Origin of the sequence: Streptomyces sp. NPDC005811 (genome assembly GCF_040630405.1) — a bacterium.
In the GTDB taxonomy this organism is placed as follows: Bacteria; Actinomycetota; Actinomycetes; order Streptomycetales; family Streptomycetaceae; genus Streptomyces.
Genome location: NZ_JBEXXK010000026.1, coordinates 101,181 through 119,615, shown reverse-complemented (window position 1 = coordinate 119,615; position 18,435 = coordinate 101,181). Strand labels below are relative to the sequence as shown.

General features: G+C 73.5%; 15 protein-coding genes and 1 pseudogene. 9 read left to right on the top strand and 7 right to left on the bottom strand.

Features of this window, described 5'->3' with window-relative positions; all coding sequences use genetic code 11:
- Nucleotides 1-58 precede the first annotated feature (58 nt).
- The 3 genes from ABZ490_RS27260 to ABZ490_RS27250 all read right to left on the bottom strand — a co-directional run bounded on the left by ABZ490_RS27260 (nt 59) and on the right by ABZ490_RS27250 (nt 3,664).
- The gene (locus tag ABZ490_RS27260) at nt 59-1,600 is read right to left on the bottom strand and encodes an amino acid permease (protein WP_358995064.1); all 1,542 of its coding nucleotides are present in this window, start codon (nt 1,598-1,600) and stop codon (nt 59-61) included.
- Nucleotides 1,601-1,722: 122 nt separating this feature from the next.
- Nucleotides 1,723-2,568: a siderophore-interacting protein gene (locus ABZ490_RS27255; protein WP_358995061.1), complete on the bottom strand. Its 846-nt coding sequence runs from the start codon at nt 2,566-2,568 to the stop codon at nt 1,723-1,725.
- Between the two features lie 148 nt (nt 2,569-2,716).
- Nucleotides 2,717-3,664 (bottom strand): 5'-3' exonuclease, encoded by a 948-nt coding sequence (locus ABZ490_RS27250; protein ID WP_358995176.1) that lies wholly within the window; start codon nt 3,662-3,664, stop codon nt 2,717-2,719.
- Nucleotides 3,665-3,874: 210 nt separating this feature from the next.
- Here ABZ490_RS27250 and ABZ490_RS27245 point away from each other — a divergent pair, with 210 nt between their 5' ends.
- From ABZ490_RS27245 to ABZ490_RS27230, 4 genes are all read left to right on the top strand, one after another.
- The gene (locus tag ABZ490_RS27245; protein ID WP_358995058.1) at nt 3,875-4,957 is read left to right on the top strand and encodes a betaine/proline/choline family ABC transporter ATP-binding protein; all 1,083 of its coding nucleotides are present in this window, start codon (nt 3,875-3,877) and stop codon (nt 4,955-4,957) included.
- Nucleotides 4,950-6,764, top strand: coding sequence for an ABC transporter permease/substrate binding protein (locus tag ABZ490_RS27240; protein ID WP_358995055.1), 1,815 nt, complete (start codon nt 4,950-4,952; stop codon nt 6,762-6,764). The genes ABZ490_RS27245 and ABZ490_RS27240 overlap by 8 nt, the downstream gene beginning before the upstream one ends.
- Nucleotides 6,765-7,173: 409 nt before the next feature.
- The gene (locus ABZ490_RS27235; RefSeq protein ID WP_358995052.1) at nt 7,174-7,743 is read left to right on the top strand and encodes an XRE family transcriptional regulator; all 570 of its coding nucleotides are present in this window, start codon (nt 7,174-7,176) and stop codon (nt 7,741-7,743) included.
- Between the two features lie 5 nt (nt 7,744-7,748).
- Nucleotides 7,749-8,468, top strand: a complete 720-nt coding sequence (locus tag ABZ490_RS27230; RefSeq protein WP_358995049.1) for a helical backbone metal receptor — start codon at nt 7,749-7,751, stop codon at nt 8,466-8,468.
- On the opposite strand, the gene ABZ490_RS27225 is transcribed toward ABZ490_RS27230, so the two are convergent.
- Nucleotides 8,380-9,540, bottom strand: a complete 1,161-nt coding sequence (locus tag ABZ490_RS27225) for a TDT family transporter (RefSeq protein WP_358995173.1) — start codon at nt 9,538-9,540, stop codon at nt 8,380-8,382. The genes ABZ490_RS27230 and ABZ490_RS27225 overlap by 89 nt on opposite strands.
- Nucleotides 9,541-9,611: 71 nt before the next feature.
- On the opposite strand from ABZ490_RS27225, the gene ABZ490_RS27220 reads away from it, so the two are divergent.
- Entirely contained in the window at nt 9,612-10,541 is a 930-nt protein-coding gene (locus ABZ490_RS27220) for a LysR family transcriptional regulator (RefSeq protein ID WP_358995046.1), read from the top strand.
- An 89-nt stretch (nt 10,542-10,630) separates the two neighbouring features.
- Here ABZ490_RS27220 and ABZ490_RS27215 read toward each other — a convergent pair whose 3' ends face one another.
- Both ABZ490_RS27215 and ABZ490_RS27210 read right to left on the bottom strand, forming a co-directional pair.
- Nucleotides 10,631-11,332: a gamma-glutamyl-gamma-aminobutyrate hydrolase family protein gene (locus ABZ490_RS27215; protein WP_358995043.1), complete on the bottom strand. Its 702-nt coding sequence runs from the start codon at nt 11,330-11,332 to the stop codon at nt 10,631-10,633.
- 114 nt (nt 11,333-11,446) lie between these two features.
- Entirely contained in the window at nt 11,447-12,181 is a 735-nt protein-coding gene (locus ABZ490_RS27210; RefSeq protein ID WP_358995040.1) for an FCD domain-containing protein, read from the bottom strand.
- Between the two features lie 93 nt (nt 12,182-12,274).
- Between ABZ490_RS27210 and ABZ490_RS27205 the strand changes: the two genes are divergently transcribed.
- Genes ABZ490_RS27205 through ABZ490_RS27195 form a run of 3 tightly spaced genes read left to right on the top strand, consistent with a single transcriptional unit; the run spans nt 12,275 to nt 15,824 of the window.
- Complete coding sequence (locus tag ABZ490_RS27205) at nt 12,275-13,636, top strand: glutamine synthetase family protein (protein WP_358995037.1); 1,362 nt, start codon at nt 12,275-12,277, stop codon at nt 13,634-13,636.
- Between the two features lie 11 nt (nt 13,637-13,647).
- Entirely contained in the window at nt 13,648-15,045 is a 1,398-nt protein-coding gene (locus tag ABZ490_RS27200; protein ID WP_358995034.1) for an aldehyde dehydrogenase family protein, read from the top strand.
- On the top strand, nt 15,042-15,824 hold the full coding sequence (locus tag ABZ490_RS27195) for a 3-oxoacyl-ACP reductase (protein WP_358995031.1): 783 nt from the start codon (nt 15,042-15,044) through the stop codon (nt 15,822-15,824). Before ABZ490_RS27200 ends, ABZ490_RS27195 begins: the two co-directional genes overlap by 4 nt.
- Nucleotides 15,825-15,827: 3 nt before the next feature.
- Here ABZ490_RS27195 and ABZ490_RS27190 read toward each other — a convergent pair whose 3' ends face one another.
- Nucleotides 15,828-17,030, bottom strand: a complete 1,203-nt coding sequence (locus ABZ490_RS27190) for an amino acid deaminase/aldolase (protein WP_358995028.1) — start codon at nt 17,028-17,030, stop codon at nt 15,828-15,830.
- Nucleotides 17,031-17,310: 280 nt separating this feature from the next.
- Here ABZ490_RS27190 and ABZ490_RS27185 point away from each other — a divergent pair.
- A pseudogene (locus tag ABZ490_RS27185) lies at nt 17,311-18,435 on the top strand (hypothetical protein); the annotation flags it as partial.

Sequence of the window (18,435 nt, the reverse complement as noted above, 5' to 3'; positions counted from 1 at the left end):
ACGCACCGATGCCCCGCCCGTCGGACAGCGCCGACGGCGGGGCATCGCTGTGCCTCGGTCACTCCAGGCCGGGGTCACGACGGCGGACGGCCCGGTAGACGAGCCCGGTTCCCACCGTGACCAGCAGGAACAGCACGGTGAACCACTGGAAGTACCAGTGGCCGCCCGCCGGGTCGTACACCGCGGCCCGGGGCCAGGCCAGGTTGACGGTCATCAGCAGGCCGTAGAGCAGGGCGAGGGCGTTGACGGGGATGCCCCAGCGGCCCAGGGAGAACAGCGGGGCGCCGCTCTCGTCGGTGCCGGCCGAGGGGAGGCCGCCGCGCAGCCGGCGCACCAGCAGCGGGCCGGTGACCATCGCGTAGGCCAGGTACAGCATCACGATGCAGGTGGTGCCGATCGCCAGGAAGGCGTCCGGCGAGGCGAAGTTCAGCAGCAGGAGGGCCGCCGCGAGGACGCCGACGACGAGGGCGGGGGCGCTCGGCATGCCGGTGCGCGGGTTCACCCGGGCGAGGCGTGCGGAGAACGGGAGTTGGCCGTCGCGGGCCATGGAGAACAGCATCCGGCAGGCCGCCGTCTGGATGGCGAGCGTGGCCACCGCGATCGCCACCACCACGTCCGCGAGGAGCACCTTGCCGACGCCGTCGCCGAGGCTGCTGGTCAGGACGTAGGAGAGTCCGTCGACGCCGAGGTGTCCGTCGGTGAGGCTGGGGGCGGCGAGGAGTCCGCCGAGCACGATCAGTCCGCCGAGCAGCCCGGCGGCGCCGAGCGCGGTGAGGATCGTGCGGGGCGCCGTACGGCGGGGGTGGTGGGTCTCCTCGCTCATCTCGCCCGCGCTGTCGAAGCCGATCATCACGTACGCGGCGGTGAACGATCCCACCGCGAGCGCCCCGAACAGGCCCGACTGGGCGGCACCGGTGGTGTGGAAGGTGATGCCGGGCGTGCGCTCGGAGTGGGTGAGCAGCAGGACGACGATGAGGACCGCGCCGATGATCTCGGCGGTCACCCCGACCCGGTTGATCACCGACATGACCCGGTTGTCGACGACGTTGACGAGGGTGGTCAGGGCCAGCAGGACCACGCCGAGCAGGGCCGCGTTGGCCGCGCCGTCGGGGGAGACGGGTGAGGGGTCGGTGCCGATCAGCTGGAAGCCGGACCAGATCGCCGGCAGCACCATCTGCAGGGCGAGCGCGGCGGCCGCGACGACGACGATCTGCCCGATGACCATGATCCAGCCGGCGAACCAGCCGAACGTCGGCGTCGACAGCCGTGACGACCACTGGTAGATCGCGCCGGAGATCGGATAGCGGGCCGCCAGTTCGGCGAAGCAGGCCGCCACCAGCAGCTGCCCGGTCAGCACCACCGGCCAGGCCCAGAAGAAGACGGGCCCGCCGAACGCGTACCCGAAGGCGAAGAACTGGAAGACGGTGGTCAGGACGGAGATGAAGGAGAAGCCGGCGGCGAACGAGGCGTACCGGCCCAGACTGCGGTGCAGTTCCTGGCGGTAGCCGAACTCCGAGAGGGAGCGGTCGTCCGGGTCCGGGGCGTGGGCGGGGGAGTGCGGCGGGTCGGGGCGTACGTCGGCGGGGGAGCTGGTCGTCACGGCGGCACCTGCCTTGGGCGCGAATTCCTGTCGGGCGACAGAAATTAGGGACGCCCTGTTTCGCAGGTGTCACGCCGCCGTGTCCGGGGCGGGCCCAAGTCCTCACGCTCCCCCGGGGAGGGCTACGCGGCCGGTGCCGCACCCTCCTGCTCGGCCTCCACGCGCGCGTTCCAGTCGCGCTTCGCGGCCTGCCAGCCGTCCTCGTTGTGGCCGAGCCGCCAGTAGCCGGAGATCGACAGGTCCTCGCGCGGGACGGCCAGCTCGACGCGGAGCAGCCGGCGCAGTTCCTTCACGGCCGCCGCCTCGCCGTGGACGAACGCGTGCACCCGGCCCTCGGGGAACTCCAGCGCGCTCACGGCCTCGACCAGCCGCTCACCCACCGGCCTGCCGTCGCGGTGCAGCCAGACGACCTCCACGTCGGAGTCGATCTTCTGCTCCTCCTCGGGACCGTCGATCTCGATGAAGGCGTGCGCCACCGCACCGGAGGGCAGCGACTCCAGCGCGGCCGCGATCGCCGGCAGGGCGCTCTCGTCACCGGCGAGCAGATGCCAGTCGGCGGCGGTGTCGGGGGTGTAGGCGCCGCCGGGGCCCATGAAGCGGACGGTCTCGCCCGGCTGGACGCGCGCCGCCCACGGCCCGGCCAGGCCCTCGTCGCCGTGGATCACGAAGTCCAGGGTCAGTTCACGGTGTTCGGGGTTCCAGGCCCGTACGGTGTACGTCCGGGTCACGGGCCACTGCTCGCGCGGGAACTCGGCGCGGATCCGCTCCAGGTCGAAGGGCTCGGGGTAGGTCACACCCGCGGGGCCGAAGAGGAGCTTCACGTAATGGTCCGTGCAGGCGCCCGCCGAGAACTCGGCCAGGCCCTCGCCGCCGAGCACCACGCGCTGCATGTGCGGGGTCAGCCGTTCGGTGCGGACGACCTGCGCGGCGTGGGGCGTGCGCGGCTTGCGTGCCGGACGTTCTGCCATGACGGCCTCCCATGTTCTATGGTTAGGTTTACCTAAGTTAGCATCTCTCCCCCGGGTGATGCCTCTCCTTCGAGAGGTGGATTCACCTCTCGTGTCGAGGATGGCTTTCCGCCGCCGCGCATGTCATTCCGTACGGCGAGAACAATGCTTACGCGCCGGCCGCCCCGGACGCGCCCAGAGTGAGCAGCAGGCGCTGCAGCGACCCGCCGAGGCCCCAGCGCTCCGCGAGCGCCTCCAGTGTCGCCCCGTCCCGGGGCGCGTGGGGCAAAGAAACGTTCACGTCCGGCAGGGGGACGTCACCGGCGACCCGGACCACCTGCGGCGCGACCGCGACGTACGGCCGCGCCTCGTCCAGCCGCTTGCGCTGCGAGGGGGTGAGCTTCGCCTTCGGGTCGTCGACCGCCGCCATGATCCCGGCCAGGTCGCCGAACTCGGCCAGCAGCTTGGCCGCCGTCTTCTCCCCGATGCCCGGCACCCCCGGCAGTCCGTCGCTCGGGTCGCCGCGCAGCAGCGCCAGATCCGCGTACCCGGGCCCGTCGACGCCGTACTTCTCGCGCAGCCAGGCCTCGTCGGTCGTCTGGAGCGTGCCGACGCCCTTGAGCGGGTACAGCACCCGCACCCCGCGCGCGTCGTCCACCAGCTGGTACAGGTCGCGGTCGCCGGTGACGATGTCGACCGGGCCCGTCGCCCGCGCCGTGAACGTGCCGATCACGTCGTCCGCCTCGTATCCGGCGACACCCACCCGCGCGATGCCCAGCGCGTCCAGCACCGCCTCGATCACCGGCACCTGCGGCGACAGCGTGTCCGGCACCTCCTCCTCGTCCGGGCCCACCGGGCGCTCCTCGGCGACGCGGTGCGCCTTGTACGAGGGGATCAGGTCGACCCGCCACTTCGGGCGCCAGTCGGCGTCCATGCAGGCCACCAGCTCGTCCGGCCGGTGGTCCTTGACCAGGCGGTCGATGAAGTCGAGCAGTCCGCGCACGGCGTTCACCGGCGTGCCGTCCGGGGCCTTCACGGAGTCCGGGACGCCGAAGTAGGCGCGGAAGTAGAGCGAGGCGGTGTCGAGGAGCATCAGTCGTCCGGTCACGCCTCGCATCATGCCCCACGGGTGTCCCGGTGACCGGCCGGTATTCACCCCCGTGGCAGGTGTGAACATCGTCTGCATGGCTTGTGAACTGGGACACTTGTGCGTTTGTCCCGCAGGGGCCAGGGCAGGCGCGGCCCCGGAGCGGCACCGGGTTGCACCAGCACATGCCAATGCCCATGCCCGTGCCCTCCTGTCCTGTCCCCGAACGAGTAGGCAATCGTGTCAGCGAGGCTTGAGGCCGAACATCTCTTCAAGGTGTTCGGCGCACGACAGAACCAGGCGAACGAGGCGGTCGAACGGCTCCGCGCCGGAGCCACCCGGGAGGAACTGCGCACCGACGGCACCACCGCCGCCGTCATCGACGCCTCCTTCACCGTCGACCCCGGACAGATCTTCGTCGTCATGGGTCTGTCCGGCTCGGGCAAGTCCACCCTGCTGCGCATGCTCAACGGCCTGCTGGAGCCCACCGCCGGACGCGTCCTCTTCGACGGCCGGGACCTCACCGCCCTGAGCGGCCGCGACCTGCGCGAGGTCCGCGCCCGGAAGGTCAGCATGGTCTTCCAGCACTTCTCGCTCTTCCCGCACCGCAGCGTCCTCGACAACGCCGCCTACGGCCTCGCCGTCCAGGGCGTGCCCCGCGCCGAGCGCGAGCAACGGGCCACCGAGGCGCTCCGCCTGTGCGGCCTGGCCGGCTGGGAGAAGTCCTGGCCCGACGAGCTGTCCGGCGGCATGCAGCAGCGGGTCGGCCTCGCCCGCGCCCTCGCCACCGACGCCGACCTCCTCCTCATGGACGAGTCCTTCAGCGCGCTGGACCCGCTGATCCGCCGGGACATGCAGGACCAGCTGCTCACCCTCCAGCAGACCCTGAAGAAGACCATCGTCTTCATCACCCACGACCTCAACGAGGCCATGCGCCTCGGCGACCGCATCGCCGTGATGCGCGACGGCCGGATCGTGCAGACCGGCACGGCCGAGGACATCCTGCTGCGCCCCGCGGACGACTATGTGGCCTCCTTCATCCAGGACGTCGACCGCTCCCGGGTGCTGACCGCCTCCGCCGTCATGGACCCCCATGTCCGCGGCGACGAGGCCGACTGCGGCTGCGAGACCGCGACCCCCGACACCCCGTTCACCGCGCTGTGCGCGCTCAGCGCCCGGCTGCCCCACCCGGTCGCCGTCCTCGACGGCGGGCGCGGGCTGGTGGGAGTCGTCCCCCGGCAGCGCCTGGTCGGCCTCCTCGGCGACGTGGACGGCGACGCCGTGACGTGCGACCACGGGGAGAAGGTGACCGCCCGTGCCTAGGCTGACCCTCGGCGACCGGGTCGACTCCGGCGTCGACTGGCTCGTCACCCACCTCTCCTGGCTCTTCGACGCGGTCAAGACGGTCGTCGAAGGCATGTACGACGGTATCGACGCCGTCCTCACCGCCCCCCAGCCGCTGCTGCTCGCCGGCATCCTCGCGGTGCTCGCCTGGTGGCTGCGCGGCCTGGTCGCGGGCGTCCTCGCCTTCGCCGGATTCGCGCTCGTCGACTCGCTCGCGCTGTGGGACGAGGCGATGTCGACGCTGTCCCTGGTGCTCGTGGCGACCGCCGTCGCCCTGGTGATCTCGATCCCGCTCGGCATCTGGGCGGCCCGCTCCCAGCCGGTCGCCGCGGTCCTGCGCCCGGTCCTCGACCTGCTCCAGACCATGCCCTCGATGGTCCTGCTGATCCCCGCGATCCTGTTCTTCGGCATGGGCGTCCCGGCCGGCGTCGTCGCCACCCTGATCTTCGCGCTCGCGCCCGGCGTCCGGATGACCGAGCTGGGCATCCGCCAGGTCGACTCCGAACTCGTCGAGGCCGCCGAGGCGTTCGGCACGACACCGCGCGACACCCTGCTGCGGGTCCAGCTCCCGCTCGCCCTGCCGACCATCATGGCGGGCGTCAACCAGGTCATCATGCTCGGCCTGTCCATGGTCGTCATCGCCGGCATGGTCGGCACCGGCGGCCTCGGCGGCGCCGTCAACGAGGCGATCGGTCAGCTGGACATCGGCCTCGGCTTCGAGGCGGGCCTCGGGATCGTCGTCCTCGCCATCTACCTGGACCGGATGACCGGCGCCCTCGGCACCCGGATCTCCCCGCTCGGCCGCCGGGCCGCCGCCCGGGCCCGCACGAGCCCGTGGGCGCACCGCCCGCGTCCGGCCGTCGCCCTCTCCGGCGTGGCCGTCCTCGCCCTGGTGGCGGGCGGACTGGGGATCCTCGGCCCCTCCTCCGGCAGCGCCGCGACCTCCGCCACGGACGTCGGCCGGGGCCGCGAGATCACCATCGGCTACATCCCCTGGGACGAGGGCATCGCCTCCACCTACCTCTGGAAGGAACTCCTGGAGGAGCGCGGCTTCGAGGTGAAGACCACCCAGTACGCCGCCGGACCCCTCTACACCGGGCTCGCCACCGGCCAGATCGACTTCCAGACCGACTCCTGGCTGCCCACCACGCACGCCGCGTACTGGAAGAAGTACGGCGACCGGCTCGACGACCTGGGCCGGTGGTACGGCCCCACCTCGCTGGAGCTCTCGGTCCCCTCGTACGTGAAGGACGTGAACTCGCTCGCGGACCTGAAGGAGCACGCCGCCGAGTTCGGCGGGCGGATCACCGGCATCGAGCCCAGCGCCGGGATGATGGGCCTGCTCAAGGACAAGGTCCTGAAGCGGTACGGCCTCGACGGCGCCTACCGGGTGGTCGACGGCTCCACGCCCGCGATGCTCGCCGAGCTGAAGCGCGCGTACGCCAGGAAGCAGCCGATCGTCGTCACGCTCTGGTCGCCGCACTGGGCCTACAGCACCTACGACCTCAAGAAGCTGAAGGACCCGGAGGGCGCCTGGGGCGAGGGCGACGGCGTGCACACCCTCGCCCGGCAGGGCCTCACCGCCGACCAGCCCGAGGTCGGCGCCTGGCTGAAGGACTTCCGGATGACCGAGGACCAGCTCACCGGCCTGGAGGCACAGATCCAGAAGGCCGGCAAGGGCAAGGAGCAGGACGCGGTCCGCACCTGGCTGAAGGGCCACCCCGGTCTCGTCGACCGCTGGGCCCCGGTGGCCGGGGCCGGACAGGGGAGCCGGGCGGCCGGGTGACCTGACAGCCCCGTCACCGCCTGTCGAGGGGCGGGTTCCGGCGTACGACGCGACGCGTACGCCGGGGCCCGCCCCTCGTGCCGTGTGCGCAGCTGGGAGGCACCTTCGCCACGGCAAGGATCCGGCCAACCACGCAGAGCCACCCCCAGGCCTGGGCTGAGGTGCTTGCTAAGCCGGGGACGAGCGGGAACACTCACGGCCGTTCGCGCATTGAACCGGAAAGCAGAGGGCGAGTGAGCGCCCGGCGACTCGGGCGGCCCGTTCCGCTGGCGCGATCTGTGGGGTCGTGTGTCACGTGGTGTGTCCTCGATGTGACGGGCACATGAAACGGTTTGCCGAACATGCGTAGGGTGCAGAGAACTCTTCAGGACATCGGCGGTTTCGACGAGTGAAGGAGGGAGCCGGAGCGATGGGCGACCACAAAGAACAGCCCCTGCGGGTCGGCGCGGCCGTACGGCGGCGACGCCGGGCCCTGGACCTCACCCTCGCCGTCGTGGCCGAGCGCAGCGGCCTCTCGGTCCCGTTCCTGAGCCAGATCGAGAACGACCGGGCCCGGCCCAGCACCAGCTCCCTGGAGAAGCTCGCCGACGCGCTGCGCACCACGGCCGTCGAACTCCTCGCCGCCGCCGACCCGGCGTGCAGCGTGGACGTCGTCCGCGCCGAGGTCACCGAGACCCCGGAACCCGCACCGCGCTCCCGCTCCCTGGTCCGCGGCCATCACCAGATGCACGCCACGGAGTTCACCGGCGACCACGAGGCCGGCCGTGAATTCCAGTACCGCAACGACCAGTTGATGTATGTCGCCGACGGCGCCGTGGAGATCGAGGCGGAGGGCCGCGCCTACCGCCTGGGCCGGGGCGACACCCTGTATCTGACCGGCGGGGTCCGCCACCGCTGGCGGGCGACCGTCCCGGACACCCGGGTGGTCGTCGTGGCCGTCGCGGAGCACATCGAGGCGGTCCGGAACCGGAAGCGCTGACGCCCGTGCGGATCGTCTCGCTGGTGCCCTCGCTGACCGAGGTGGTGGCCGTCTCCCTGCCCGGCGCGCTGGTCGGCGCCACCGACTGGTGCAGCCATCCGGCCGACCTGGACGTCACCCGGATCGGCGGCACCAAGAACCCCGACGTCTCCCGCATCACCGCCCTCGCGCCCGACCTGGTGATCGCCAACGAGGAGGAGAACCGCGAGCCGGACCTCTCCGCCCTGCGTGCGGCGGGCGTCGAGGTGCTGGTCACGGAGGTGCGGGACGTCCCGCAGGCCTTCCGGGAACTGGCCCGCGTCCTCACGGCCTGCGGCGCGCGGTCCCGGCCGCGCTGGCTGGACGAGGCCGAGGAGGAGTGGGCCGGGCTCAAGGAGCCGGAGACCCGCCTCTCGGCCGTCGTACCGATCTGGCGCCGCCCCTGGATGGTGCTGGGCCGCGACACCTTCGCCGGGGACGTGCTCGCCCGCCTCGGCGTCGACCACCTCCACACGCACCATGAGGACCGCTACCCGAGGATCGCCCTGGAGGAGCTCCGGGCGGCCGCCCCCGACGTCGTCGTCCTCCCCGACGAGCCGTACCGCTTCACCCCCGAGGACGGCCCCGAGGCCTTCCCCGGACTTTCCTGCGCGCTCGTCAGCGGACGGCAGCTGACCTGGTACGGCCCCTCGCTCGCCGAGGCGCCGCGGGCACTGGCCGAGGCCCTGCGGGCAGCGCTCCGCTGAGCAGCCCCCGGACGGTGCACGCGGCGACGACACCCCACGCGGCCACGAGGACGGCGTACAGCGCGACCGAGAGCACGGCGAAGGCGACCAGCCCCGTGTGCCGGGCCAGGACCGCGGCGCCGGTCACACAGGTCCCGACCGGGAACGTGAACGCCCACCACGTCATCGTGAAGCACATTCCCTCCCGGCGGGCCCGCGCCACCTGCGCGCCGGCCAGGCACAGCCACAGCAGGGCGAACCCCATGACCGGCACGCCGTACAGCACGGCGAACACCGCGAAGGCCCGGGCCTCCGGCCCCGGTACGGCCCCCGGCGCCGCCTCCGCGAAACGGCCGACGGCGGTGGTGGACTGGCCCAGCGGACCGAGGACCAGGAAGAGGGCCGGGGTGAGCGCCGGCGGCAGCGGGCCGCCGGTCAGCAGCCGCCCGAACACCACCGGCAGCAGCGCGAGGGTGGCCAGCAGACTCAGCCCGAACAGCGCGAGACACGCGAGGAGCAGGGTCGCGCGGGCCTGACCGGGCGGCAGATACGGCACCAGCGCCGGTCCCGAGGCGGCCGACACCATGGGGGCGACGAGCGGCAGCAGCCACACCGGCGTCGGCTCCGCCCCGTGGTGGCGTACGGCCATGAGGTACGGCACCCCGACCGCCGCCGCCAGCGCCACGACCGTACCGGCGCCGAACAGCACGGCGTCGAGCACGACCGCGGGCCCGGTGCCGAGCCAGTCCCGCCCGACGGACAGGGCACCCGCGCCGACGGCGAGCAGCGCCATCGCCAGACAGCCGTAGAAGGGCGCGGCCGCCGGGTCGAGGAGATCGGCGCGGGCCCGGTCGCGGTGGTGGCGCCAGTGCAGGGCGCGGGCGGTCAGGAGGGTCACCAGCAGGATGAGGGAGAGCGCCCACAGGGCCGTGCAGGCCGGGCGCAGGCCCGGTGGGTGGACGGGCAGGGCGGCTCCGGCCGTGCCGACGACCGCCGTGCCCATCACGGTGGCGTACCAGTTCGGCCCGAGATACCGGACGAAGGGGAGCGCGGGGCGGGGGGTGAGGGGCAGCGCGGGGGCGACGGTGACCATGGTCTCCACGGTCGTGGTTCCCCGCCGTCCGGACCAGGGACGCCCTCGCTATGGGGACATAAACTGGACTTATGAGCAGGGGTACGTCGGAGGAAGAGCCCGGGGTCACGGGTTCCCTCGCGCATCGCGTCCCGGAACTCGGGGCGCTGGAGCTGCTGCTGGCCGTGGCCAGGCTGGGCAGTCTGGGGGCCGCCGCGCGCGAGCTGGGCATCACCCAGCCGGCCGCGAGCAGCCGGATCCGTTCCATGGAACGGCAGCTCGGGGTGGCGCTCGTCGACCGTTCGCCGCGCGGGTCCCGGCTCACCGACGCGGGCGCGCTGGTGACGGACTGGGCCCGGCGGATCGTGGAGGCGGCGCAGGCCTTCGACGCGGGGGCGCAGGCGCTGCGGGACCGGCGGGACTCACGGCTGCGGGTGGCGGCGAGCATGACGATCGCGGAGTATCTGCTGCCGGGGTGGCTGGTCGCGCTGCGCGAGGGCCGGCCCGACACGGCCGTCTCCCTCCACGCCGGGAACTCGGCGACCGTGGCGGAGCGGCTGCTGTCCGGGGAGGCGGACCTCGGCTTCGTGGAGGGGCTGACGGTCCCCGCCGGTCTCGACTCCGCCGTCATCGCCCACGACCGGCTGATCGTGGTGGTGGCACCCGGGCACGCCTGGGCCCGGCGCCGGCGGGGGCTGGCCGCCGCCGAGCTGGCCGTCACCCCGCTGATCCTCCGGGAGAAGGGCTCCGGCACCCGGCAGGTCCTCGACACGGCGCTGGGCGGGCTGGCGCGGCCCCTGATCGAGCTGTCCTCGACGACGGCGGTGAAGGCGGCGGCGGTGAGCGGGGCCGGGCCCGCGGTGCTCAGCGAACTGGCGGTGGGGGAGGAGCTGTCCCTACGGCGGCTGGTGGGTGTGCCGGTGGAGGGGGTCTCGCTCGCCCGGGACCTGCGCGCAGTGTGGCCCACCGGGCACCGCCCGACGGGCCCGGCGCGGGACCTGCTCTCCCTGACCCGCGGCTGACCCGACCCATGCCCAGCCACCACCCGACCCGGCGGGGAGAAAGGCCGGCGACCACGGGCGGGCCCCGGGCGCCGCGGCCCCCGCCTGGCTCAGGGAGTGGTCCCGGTCGCCTCGATCAGCGCACGCAGCACCCGCAGGTCCTCGCCCATCTCCGGATGCCACTGCACCCCGAGCACCCAGCCGTCGTCGGCCGCCGGCTCCACCGCCTCCACGGTCCCGTCCGCCGCGTACGCGCTCGCGACCAGACCGCGGCCGAGACGGTCGACGGCCTGGTGGTGGTACGTGGGCACGGCGCTCTCCTCGGGGACGGCGGCGGCGTACCGCGTGCCCGGGACCGGCTTGACCGGGTGGCTGCCGAACACCCCGACCACCTCCGCGTGCCCCTCGATGTGCTGGGTCAGCGTGCCGCCGAGCGCCACGTTCAGCAGCTGCATGCCCCGGCAGATCCCCAGCAGCGGTACGCCCGCCGCCAGCGCCGCGTCGATCAGGGCGAGTTCCCACGCGTCCCGCTCCCGGGCCGGCGGGCCGGTACGGGGGTCGCGCTCGGCGCCGTAGCGGACCGGTTCGACGTCAGGGCCGCCCGCGATCACCAGGCCGTCCAGGCGGGCGACCGTCGCCGCCGCGTGTCCGGGCACGTCCGGCGGCAGCAGCGCGGCCAGACCGCCCGCCCGCTGCACCAGGCGCGGATAGCCGGCGGGCAGCAGCACGGCGTCCAGTTCCCACACGCCCCAGCGCGCCCCGGCCTCCAGATACGTGCTGACCCCGATCAGCGGGCGGCCGCCGTCCGTCATCCGTCCTCCCGACCCGTTCCGTCACCCCGTCCGTCCAATGGACTGTACGCGCACCTTTCGACGGCCGGAAGATCGCGCCGGGCCGGCGGATCCGGGACGACCGCCCGGCGGGGCTCACGCCAGGAAGCCCCTCAGCAGCGCCGCCGTCCCCGCGCAGTGCTCGCGCATCATCTCGCGCGCCCCGTCCGCGTCCCCGTCCAGCACCGCCTCCACCAGGGCGATGTGCTGGCGCTGCGAGTGCTCCAGGTTGCGCACAAGGAGCGGGATGCAATCCAGCAACTCGTTCACCGTCGCCCGCACGGCCGCGTACTGCGCCGTCAGCGAGGGGGAGCCGCACAGCTCGGCCAGTGTGAGATGGAGCAGGGTGTCCAGCCGCCGGTAGTCGGCCAGCGGGGCGTCCCCCGTCCGGGCCAGGGCGTCCCGCAGCCGGTCCGCCTGCTCACCGGTCAGCCCGTGCGCCGCGCACAGTCCCGCCGCGCCGACCTCCAGCACCTCGCGGAACCGCAGCACGTCCTCGATGTCGACCTCGGCGATCCGGCGCCGCAGCTCGTCCTCGCCGCCGGCGTCCGCGCGCGGCAGCACGAACGTTCCGCCGTAGCGGCCCCGCCGGGACTCCACCAGACCCTGGTCCTGGAGCACCTTCAGCACCTCGCGCAGCGTCACCCGGCTGATCCCGAGCCGCTCCGCCAGGTCCCGCTCGGCCGGCAGCCGCTCACCGCCGGGCACCAGACCCAGCCGTACGACCTGGAGGATCTGCTCCAGCGCCTCCTCGAAGCCGTTCCCCGCGCGCACCGGCCGCAGCACCGGGGTCAACCGGTCGTCGAGCCCGCCGTCCGCGTCCCACGACATCCGGCCGTGCCCCCTTCCCAAGCAATGGTTCTCAGCAATACCTTATCTCCCGGTCACCGGATCCAGTAGAGGAAGCCCGAAGGAGGCCCTCCCGTGGCAGACCGCACACCCCCGCTCGGCGTCGAGGAACTGCACGCCCTCGTCGCGAGCGGTGAGATCGACACCGTCGTCCTGGCCTTCCCCGACATGCAGGGCCGACTCCAGGGCAAGCGGTTCGCCGCCCGCTTCTTCCTCGACGAGGTCCTCCACCACGGCACCGAGGGCTGCAACTACCTCCTCGCCGTCGACACCGAGATGAACACCGTCGACGGCTACGCCATGTCCTCCTGGGAGCGGGGCTACGGCGACTTCGCCATGCACCCCGACCTGTCCACCCTGCGCCGCGTGCCCTGGAACGCCGGGACCGCGATGCTCGTCGCCGACCTCGCCTGGAACGACGGCTCCCCGGTCGTGGCCGCCCCGCGCCAGATCCTGCGCCGCCAGCTGGAGCGCCTCGCCGAGCACGGCCTCACCGCCCAGGTCGGCACCGAGCTGGAGTTCATCGTCTTCAAGGACAGCTACGAGCAGGCCTGGGACGCCAACTACCGGGGGCTGACCCCGGCCAACCAGTACAACATCGACTACTCGGTCCTCGGGACCGGACGCATCGAGCCGCTGCTGCGCCGCATCCGCAACGACATGGCCGGTGCCGGTCTCACCGTCGAGTCCGCCAAGGGCGAGTGCAACCCCGGCCAGCACGAGATCGCCTTCCGCTACGACGAGGCCCTCGTCACCTGCGACCAGCACGCGATCTACAAGACCGGCGCCAAGGAGATCGCCGCCCAGGAGGGCTGCTCCCTCACCTTCATGGCCAAGTTCAACGAGCGCGAGGGCAACTCGTGCCACATCCACCTCTCGCTCACCGACGCCGACGGCCGCAACGCGTTCGCCGCCGAGGACGGCGGGATGACCGACACCATGCGGCACTTCCTCGCCGGCCAGCTCGCCGCCCTGCGCGACTTCTCGCTCCTCTACGCCCCCAACATCAACAGCTACAAGCGGTTCCAGCAGGGCTCGTTCGCCCCGACCGCCGTCGCCTGGGGCCACGACAACCGCACCTGCGCCCTGCGGGTCGTGGGACACGGCCGCTCGCTCCGCTTCGAGAACCGGCTGCCCGGCGGGGACGTCAACCCGCACCTCGCGGTCGCCGGGCTGGTCGCGGCCGGGCTGTACGGCATCGAGCAGCGGCTGGAACTGCCCGAGGCCTGCCCCGGCAACGCCTACACCGCCGACTACGCGCACGTCCCCGGCACGCTCCGCGAGGCCGCCGAGCTCTGGGAGACCAGCCCGGTCGCCAAGGCCGCCTTCGGGGACGAGGTCGTCGCCCACTACCGCAACATGGCCCGCGTCGAGCTGGAGGCCTTCGACGCCGCGGTCACCGACTGGGAACTGCGCCGCTCCTTCGAACGCCTGTGAAAGGTCCTCTCTTGTCCGACCCGCACGAGCTCGTCGTCCTGAACCCGGCCACCGAGGAAGTCGTCGCCACCGTCCCCGCCGCCGACCCGGCCGACGTGGACGCGGCCGTCCGGCGCGCCACGGGGGCCCAGCACCGGTGGGCCGCGCTCGCACCCGCCGACCGGGCCCGACTGCTGCGCCGGTTCGCCGACACCGTGGACACGCACCTCGAAGAGCTGGCGCGGCTGGAGGTCCGCGAGGCCGGTCACCTCCTCGGCAACGCCCGCTGGGAGGCCGGCAACGCCCGCGACCTGCTGCTCTACGCGGCCGGCGGCATCGAACGCCTCACCGGCCGGCAGATCCCGGTCCCCGGCGGCTGGGACGTCACCTTCCACGAGCCGCTCGGCGTGGTCGGCGTGATCGCCCCCTGGAACTTCCCGATGCCGATCGCCGCCTGGGGGTCCTTCCCGGCCCTCGCGGCCGGCAACGCGGTCGTCCTCAAGCCCGCCGAGACCACCCCGCTCACCGCCCTGCGCCTCGCGGAGCTCGCGCTCGAAGCCGGCCTGCCCGAGGGGCTGTTCCAGGTCCTGCCCGGGTACGGCGCCGTCGCCGGACGCGCGCTCGTCGACCACCCCGGCGTGGCGAAGATCGTGTTCACCGGCTCCACCCGCACCGGCCGCGAGGTCATGGAGCGCTGCGCCCGCCAGGTCAAGCCGGTCACCCTCGAACTCGGCGGCAAGAGCCCCAACGTCGTCTTCGCCGACGCCGACCTGAAGCGGGCCGTCGACCCCTTCTCGTTCCTCGACAACTCCGGCCAGGACTGCTGCGCCCGCACCCGGATCCTCGTCCAGGAGTCGGTGTACGACGAGGTGGCCGACCTCCTCGCCGCCGCGCTGTCCGCCGTCGTGGTCGGCGACCCGGCCGACGAGGCCACACAGATGGGGCCGCTGATCTCCCGTCAGCAGGTGGACCGCGTAAGGTCGTTCGTCCCCGACGACGCCCCCGGGCTGCGCGGCGGTGCGCCCGACGGGCCCGGCTTCTGGTTCGCGCCGACCGTCCTCACCGGCGCCGCGCCCGACTCCGACGCCGCCCGCGAGGAGATCTTCGGCCCCGTCGCCGTCCTGCTGCCCTTCACCGACGAGGCGGACGCGATCCGGCTCGCCAACGACACGCCCTACGGCCTCTCCGGCTCCCTCTGGACCCGGGACATCGGCCGCGCCCTGCGCGTCTCGCAGGCCGTGCGCGCGGGGAACCTGTCCGTGAACTCCCACTCCAGCGTCCGCTACTGGACCCCGTTCGGCGGCTTCAAGCAGTCCGGCGTCGGCCGCGAGCTGGGCCCGGACGCCCTGACCGCCTTCACCGAGACCAAGAACGTGTTCATCTCCACGGAATCCAACACGGCAACCAGCACGGAGGGCCCCGCACAGTGACCGAACAGAGTGTGTGCCGTCGTCTCGTCGGCCGTACGGCCGTCATCACCGGAGCCGGCAGCGGCATCGGCCTCGCCACCGCCCGCCGGCTCGCCTCCGAGGGCGCCCACGTCGTCTGCGGCGATGTCGACGAGGCCCGCGGCAAGGCGGCCGCCGAGGAGGTCGGCGGGATCTTCGTGAAGGTCGACGTCACCGACGCCGAGCAGGTCGAGGCCCTGTTCAAGACGGCGTACGACACCTACGGCAGCGTCGACGTCGCCTTCAACAACGCGGGCATCTCGCCGCCCGACGACGACTCCATCCTGGAGACCGGCCTGGAGGCCTGGAAGCGCGTCCAGGAGGTCAACCTGACCTCCGTGTACCTGTGCTGCAAGGCCGCGATCCCGTACATGCGGCGCCAGGGCAAGGGCTCGATCATCAACACGGCGTCGTTCGTGGCGAGGATGGGCGCGGCCACCAGCCAGATCTCCTACACCGCGTCCAAGGGCGGCGTCCTCGCCATGTCCCGTGAGCTGGGCGTGCAGTTCGCCCGGGAGGGCATCCGCGTGAACGCCCTCTGCCCCGGGCCGGTCAACACCCCGCTCCTCCAGGAGCTGTTCGCCAAGGACCCGGAGCGGGCCGCCCGCCGGCTGGTGCACATCCCGGTGGGCCGGTTCGCCGAGGCCGAGGAGATCGCCGCGGCCGTGGCCTTCCTGGCCAGCGACGACTCCTCGTTCGTCAACGCCGCCGACTTCCTGGTGGACGGCGGTATCTCGGGGGCGTACGTCACCCCGCTGTAGGGCTCACAGGAACGTGTGGCCCTCACCCCGGTAGGTGGGCACGGTCGCGGTGACCGTGTCCCCCTCCACCAGGTGCAGCACGTCGAACCGCTCGCACAGCTCACCGGCCTTCGCGTGCCGGAACCACACCTTGTCGCCGATCAGCAGATCGTCGGCGGGGGAGCCGATGAGCGGGGTCTGCACCTCGCCGGGGCCCTCCTGGGGGTCGTACCGCAGCCCCTCGGGGAGGTACGGCACGGGAAGCCGGTCGGGCCCGGCCGCACCGGAGGCCGGGTACCCGCCGCCGAGGACGGTCACGACCCCGACTCCCGGCCGCCGTACGACGGGCTGGGCGAACAGGGCGGCCGGACGCCCGGTGAACGACCTGTAGTTGTCGAAGAGCCGCGGCACGTACAGCCCCGACCCGGCGCCGATCTCCGTCACCGCGTCCTCGGCGGCCGTGTGCTGCACACTGCCGGTGCCGCCGCCGTTGACGAACTCCAGGTCCGGGGCGACGGCCCGGACCGCCCGCACCACCGCGGCGCGCCGCTCGGTGAGTTCACGGCGGGCCGTGGCCTGCATCAGCCGGATCGCCCGGGACCGGAAGGGCCGCCCGGCCACGTCGTCCCCGACACCGGCGATATGACCCTCGTACGCCATGATCCCCACGAGCCTGAACCCCGGCCGCCGGGCCACCGCCCGTGCCACCTCGGCGACCTGGGCCGGCGTGTGCAGCGGGGAGCGCAGGGCGCCGACCCGCACCCGGCCGCCGAGCAGCTTCAGCGAGGTGTCCAACTCCAGGCAGACCCGGATGACTTCGGTGCCGCCGGCGCGTGCCGCGTCGATCAGGTCCAGCTGGGCGACGTCGTCGATCATCACCGCGACGGCGGCCGCGAGCTTGGGGTCGGCGGCGAGCTCGGCGAAGGCGGTGCGGTCGGCGGAGGGATAGGCGAGCAGGATGTCGTCGAAGCCGGAACGGGCGAGCCACAGGGACTCGGCCAGGGTGAACGACATGATGCCCGCGAAGCCGTCCTTGGCGAGGACCCGCTCCAGCAGGGTCCGGCAGCGCACGGACTTGCTGGCCACACGGATCGGCTTGCCGCCGGCCCGGCGGCGGAGGTCCTCGGCGTTGGCGTCGAAGGCGTCCAGGTCGACGATCGCGAGAGGGGCGTCGAGATGCTCGGTGGCCCGGTCGTAACGGGCCCGGTCGGCGGCGCGCGCAGTCATGAACGAAGCCTGCCAGACTCGATTACCGCAGGGTAGGGGGATGTTCCGGGCAGATGCCCCGTCGGTCACGGACCGGTTCCCGTTCGCTCGGCAACAAGCCGTAGAGTGACGCGCACGCACGGAGGTCGGCTCCGGCCGGAGATCCGCGCCGGGATGCCGCTCACTCCGCGCGGGTATGCGTGCCTGGACGGACCACCGCGTCCGCGCCGGGCCGCCCGGGCACACGCACGACGGCCCGCGTACGAGAACGACGGCCCGGGCCAGAGGAAACGGGGGGTGCATGAGTACGGAAGCACGCCGCGCCTCGGTTCCCCCGCGCCCTGACGTGCCGCCCTCGGTGGGCGAGGGCCACGAGGAACAGCCGACCGCCGCACCCGGGGAGAAACCCGCGAACGACACAGCGAAGCCGTCCGGAGCCGAGGGGAACGGCACGAACGGCGTCGCGGGGCCGCGGAACGGCGCCCCGCACCCCCGAACCCCGTCCCCTTGGGTCCGCCCGTACGCCCCGCCCGCCGGCCAGGAGGCCGGCGGCCCGCCGTTCACGCCTCCGGACCGGACCCTGCGCTTCTCCGCCCCCTTCGCCCCGGATCCGGCGGACACCCCGCTCCCACCCCCCGCGTCGGCCCGCTTCCCCGACGCCCCGCCCCCACCGCCCGCCCCTCCGCGCACCGGCTCCGCACCGGAGGCCCGCCTGGGTTCCGGCACCGCAGCGACCGATCGCCCGGACGCCGGCACCGCACCGGGCGACCGCTCGACGGGCCGGGGTCCCGGCCCGCGCCCCGGTGCTCCGGCCGGCGATCGCGCGGACAGCACCACCGAGCTGCGCTTCGGCGGTCGTGCCCCGGGCCCGGCGGCGTCCTGGTCCTCCGACTTCTTCGGCCCGCGTCCGGGGACGACGGCTCCGCGTACCGCCGAGCCCGCCGACGGCAGCGGCTCGCGTCCCACCGCTCCCGTCTCCGGCAGTGCCTGGAGCCCGCTGCCCCGCAGCTGGGTCCCGAGCCCGAGTGCCGCCGTGGAGCCGGAGACGGGGCAGGGCCCGGGCTCCGCCCGACGCTCCGCCGCCCCGCAGCCGTCGGCGACCGAACCGGACGACCGGCCGGCCTGGACGCCCACCTCCGCCATACCGCCCCCCGACTTCACCCTCCCGCCCCCGGCCCCCCGCCAGGCACCCCCGAAGCCCACCACGCGCCCGACACCGGCCCCACCCACGCGCCCGGCCACGGGCGACTCCGCCGGTCCCCCGTCCGACCCGAGCACCACAGCCCACCCCGCGACAGCCACGGGAGCCTCTGGCCGCCCTGCCCCGGCCACGGGAGCCCCCAGCCGCCCCACCCCGGCCACGGGAGTCTCCAGCCGCCCCGCCCCGGCCACGGGCGTTCCAGGCGGTCCCGCTTCGGGCCCGGGT

Excerpts from the sequence above, each read along its gene's own strand:
- ABZ490_RS27255 (WP_358995061.1), bottom strand. The coding sequence starts at position 2,568 with ATGGCAGAACGTCCGGCACGCAAGCCGCGCACGCCCCACGCCGCGCAG.
- ABZ490_RS27250 (WP_358995176.1), bottom strand. The coding sequence starts at position 3,664 with ATGCGAGGCGTGACCGGACGACTGATGCTCCTCGACACCGCCTCGCTC.
- ABZ490_RS27235 (WP_358995052.1), top strand. The coding sequence starts at position 7,174 with ATGGGCGACCACAAAGAACAGCCCCTGCGGGTCGGCGCGGCCGTACGG.
- ABZ490_RS27225 (WP_358995173.1), bottom strand. The coding sequence starts at position 9,540 with ATGGTCACCGTCGCCCCCGCGCTGCCCCTCACCCCCCGCCCCGCGCTC.
- ABZ490_RS27220 (WP_358995046.1), top strand. The coding sequence starts at position 9,612 with ATGAGCAGGGGTACGTCGGAGGAAGAGCCCGGGGTCACGGGTTCCCTC.
- ABZ490_RS27215 (WP_358995043.1), bottom strand. The coding sequence starts at position 11,332 with ATGACGGACGGCGGCCGCCCGCTGATCGGGGTCAGCACGTATCTGGAG.
- ABZ490_RS27210 (WP_358995040.1), bottom strand. The coding sequence starts at position 12,181 with ATGTCGTGGGACGCGGACGGCGGGCTCGACGACCGGTTGACCCCGGTG.
- ABZ490_RS27190 (WP_358995028.1), bottom strand. The coding sequence starts at position 17,030 with ATGACTGCGCGCGCCGCCGACCGGGCCCGTTACGACCGGGCCACCGAG.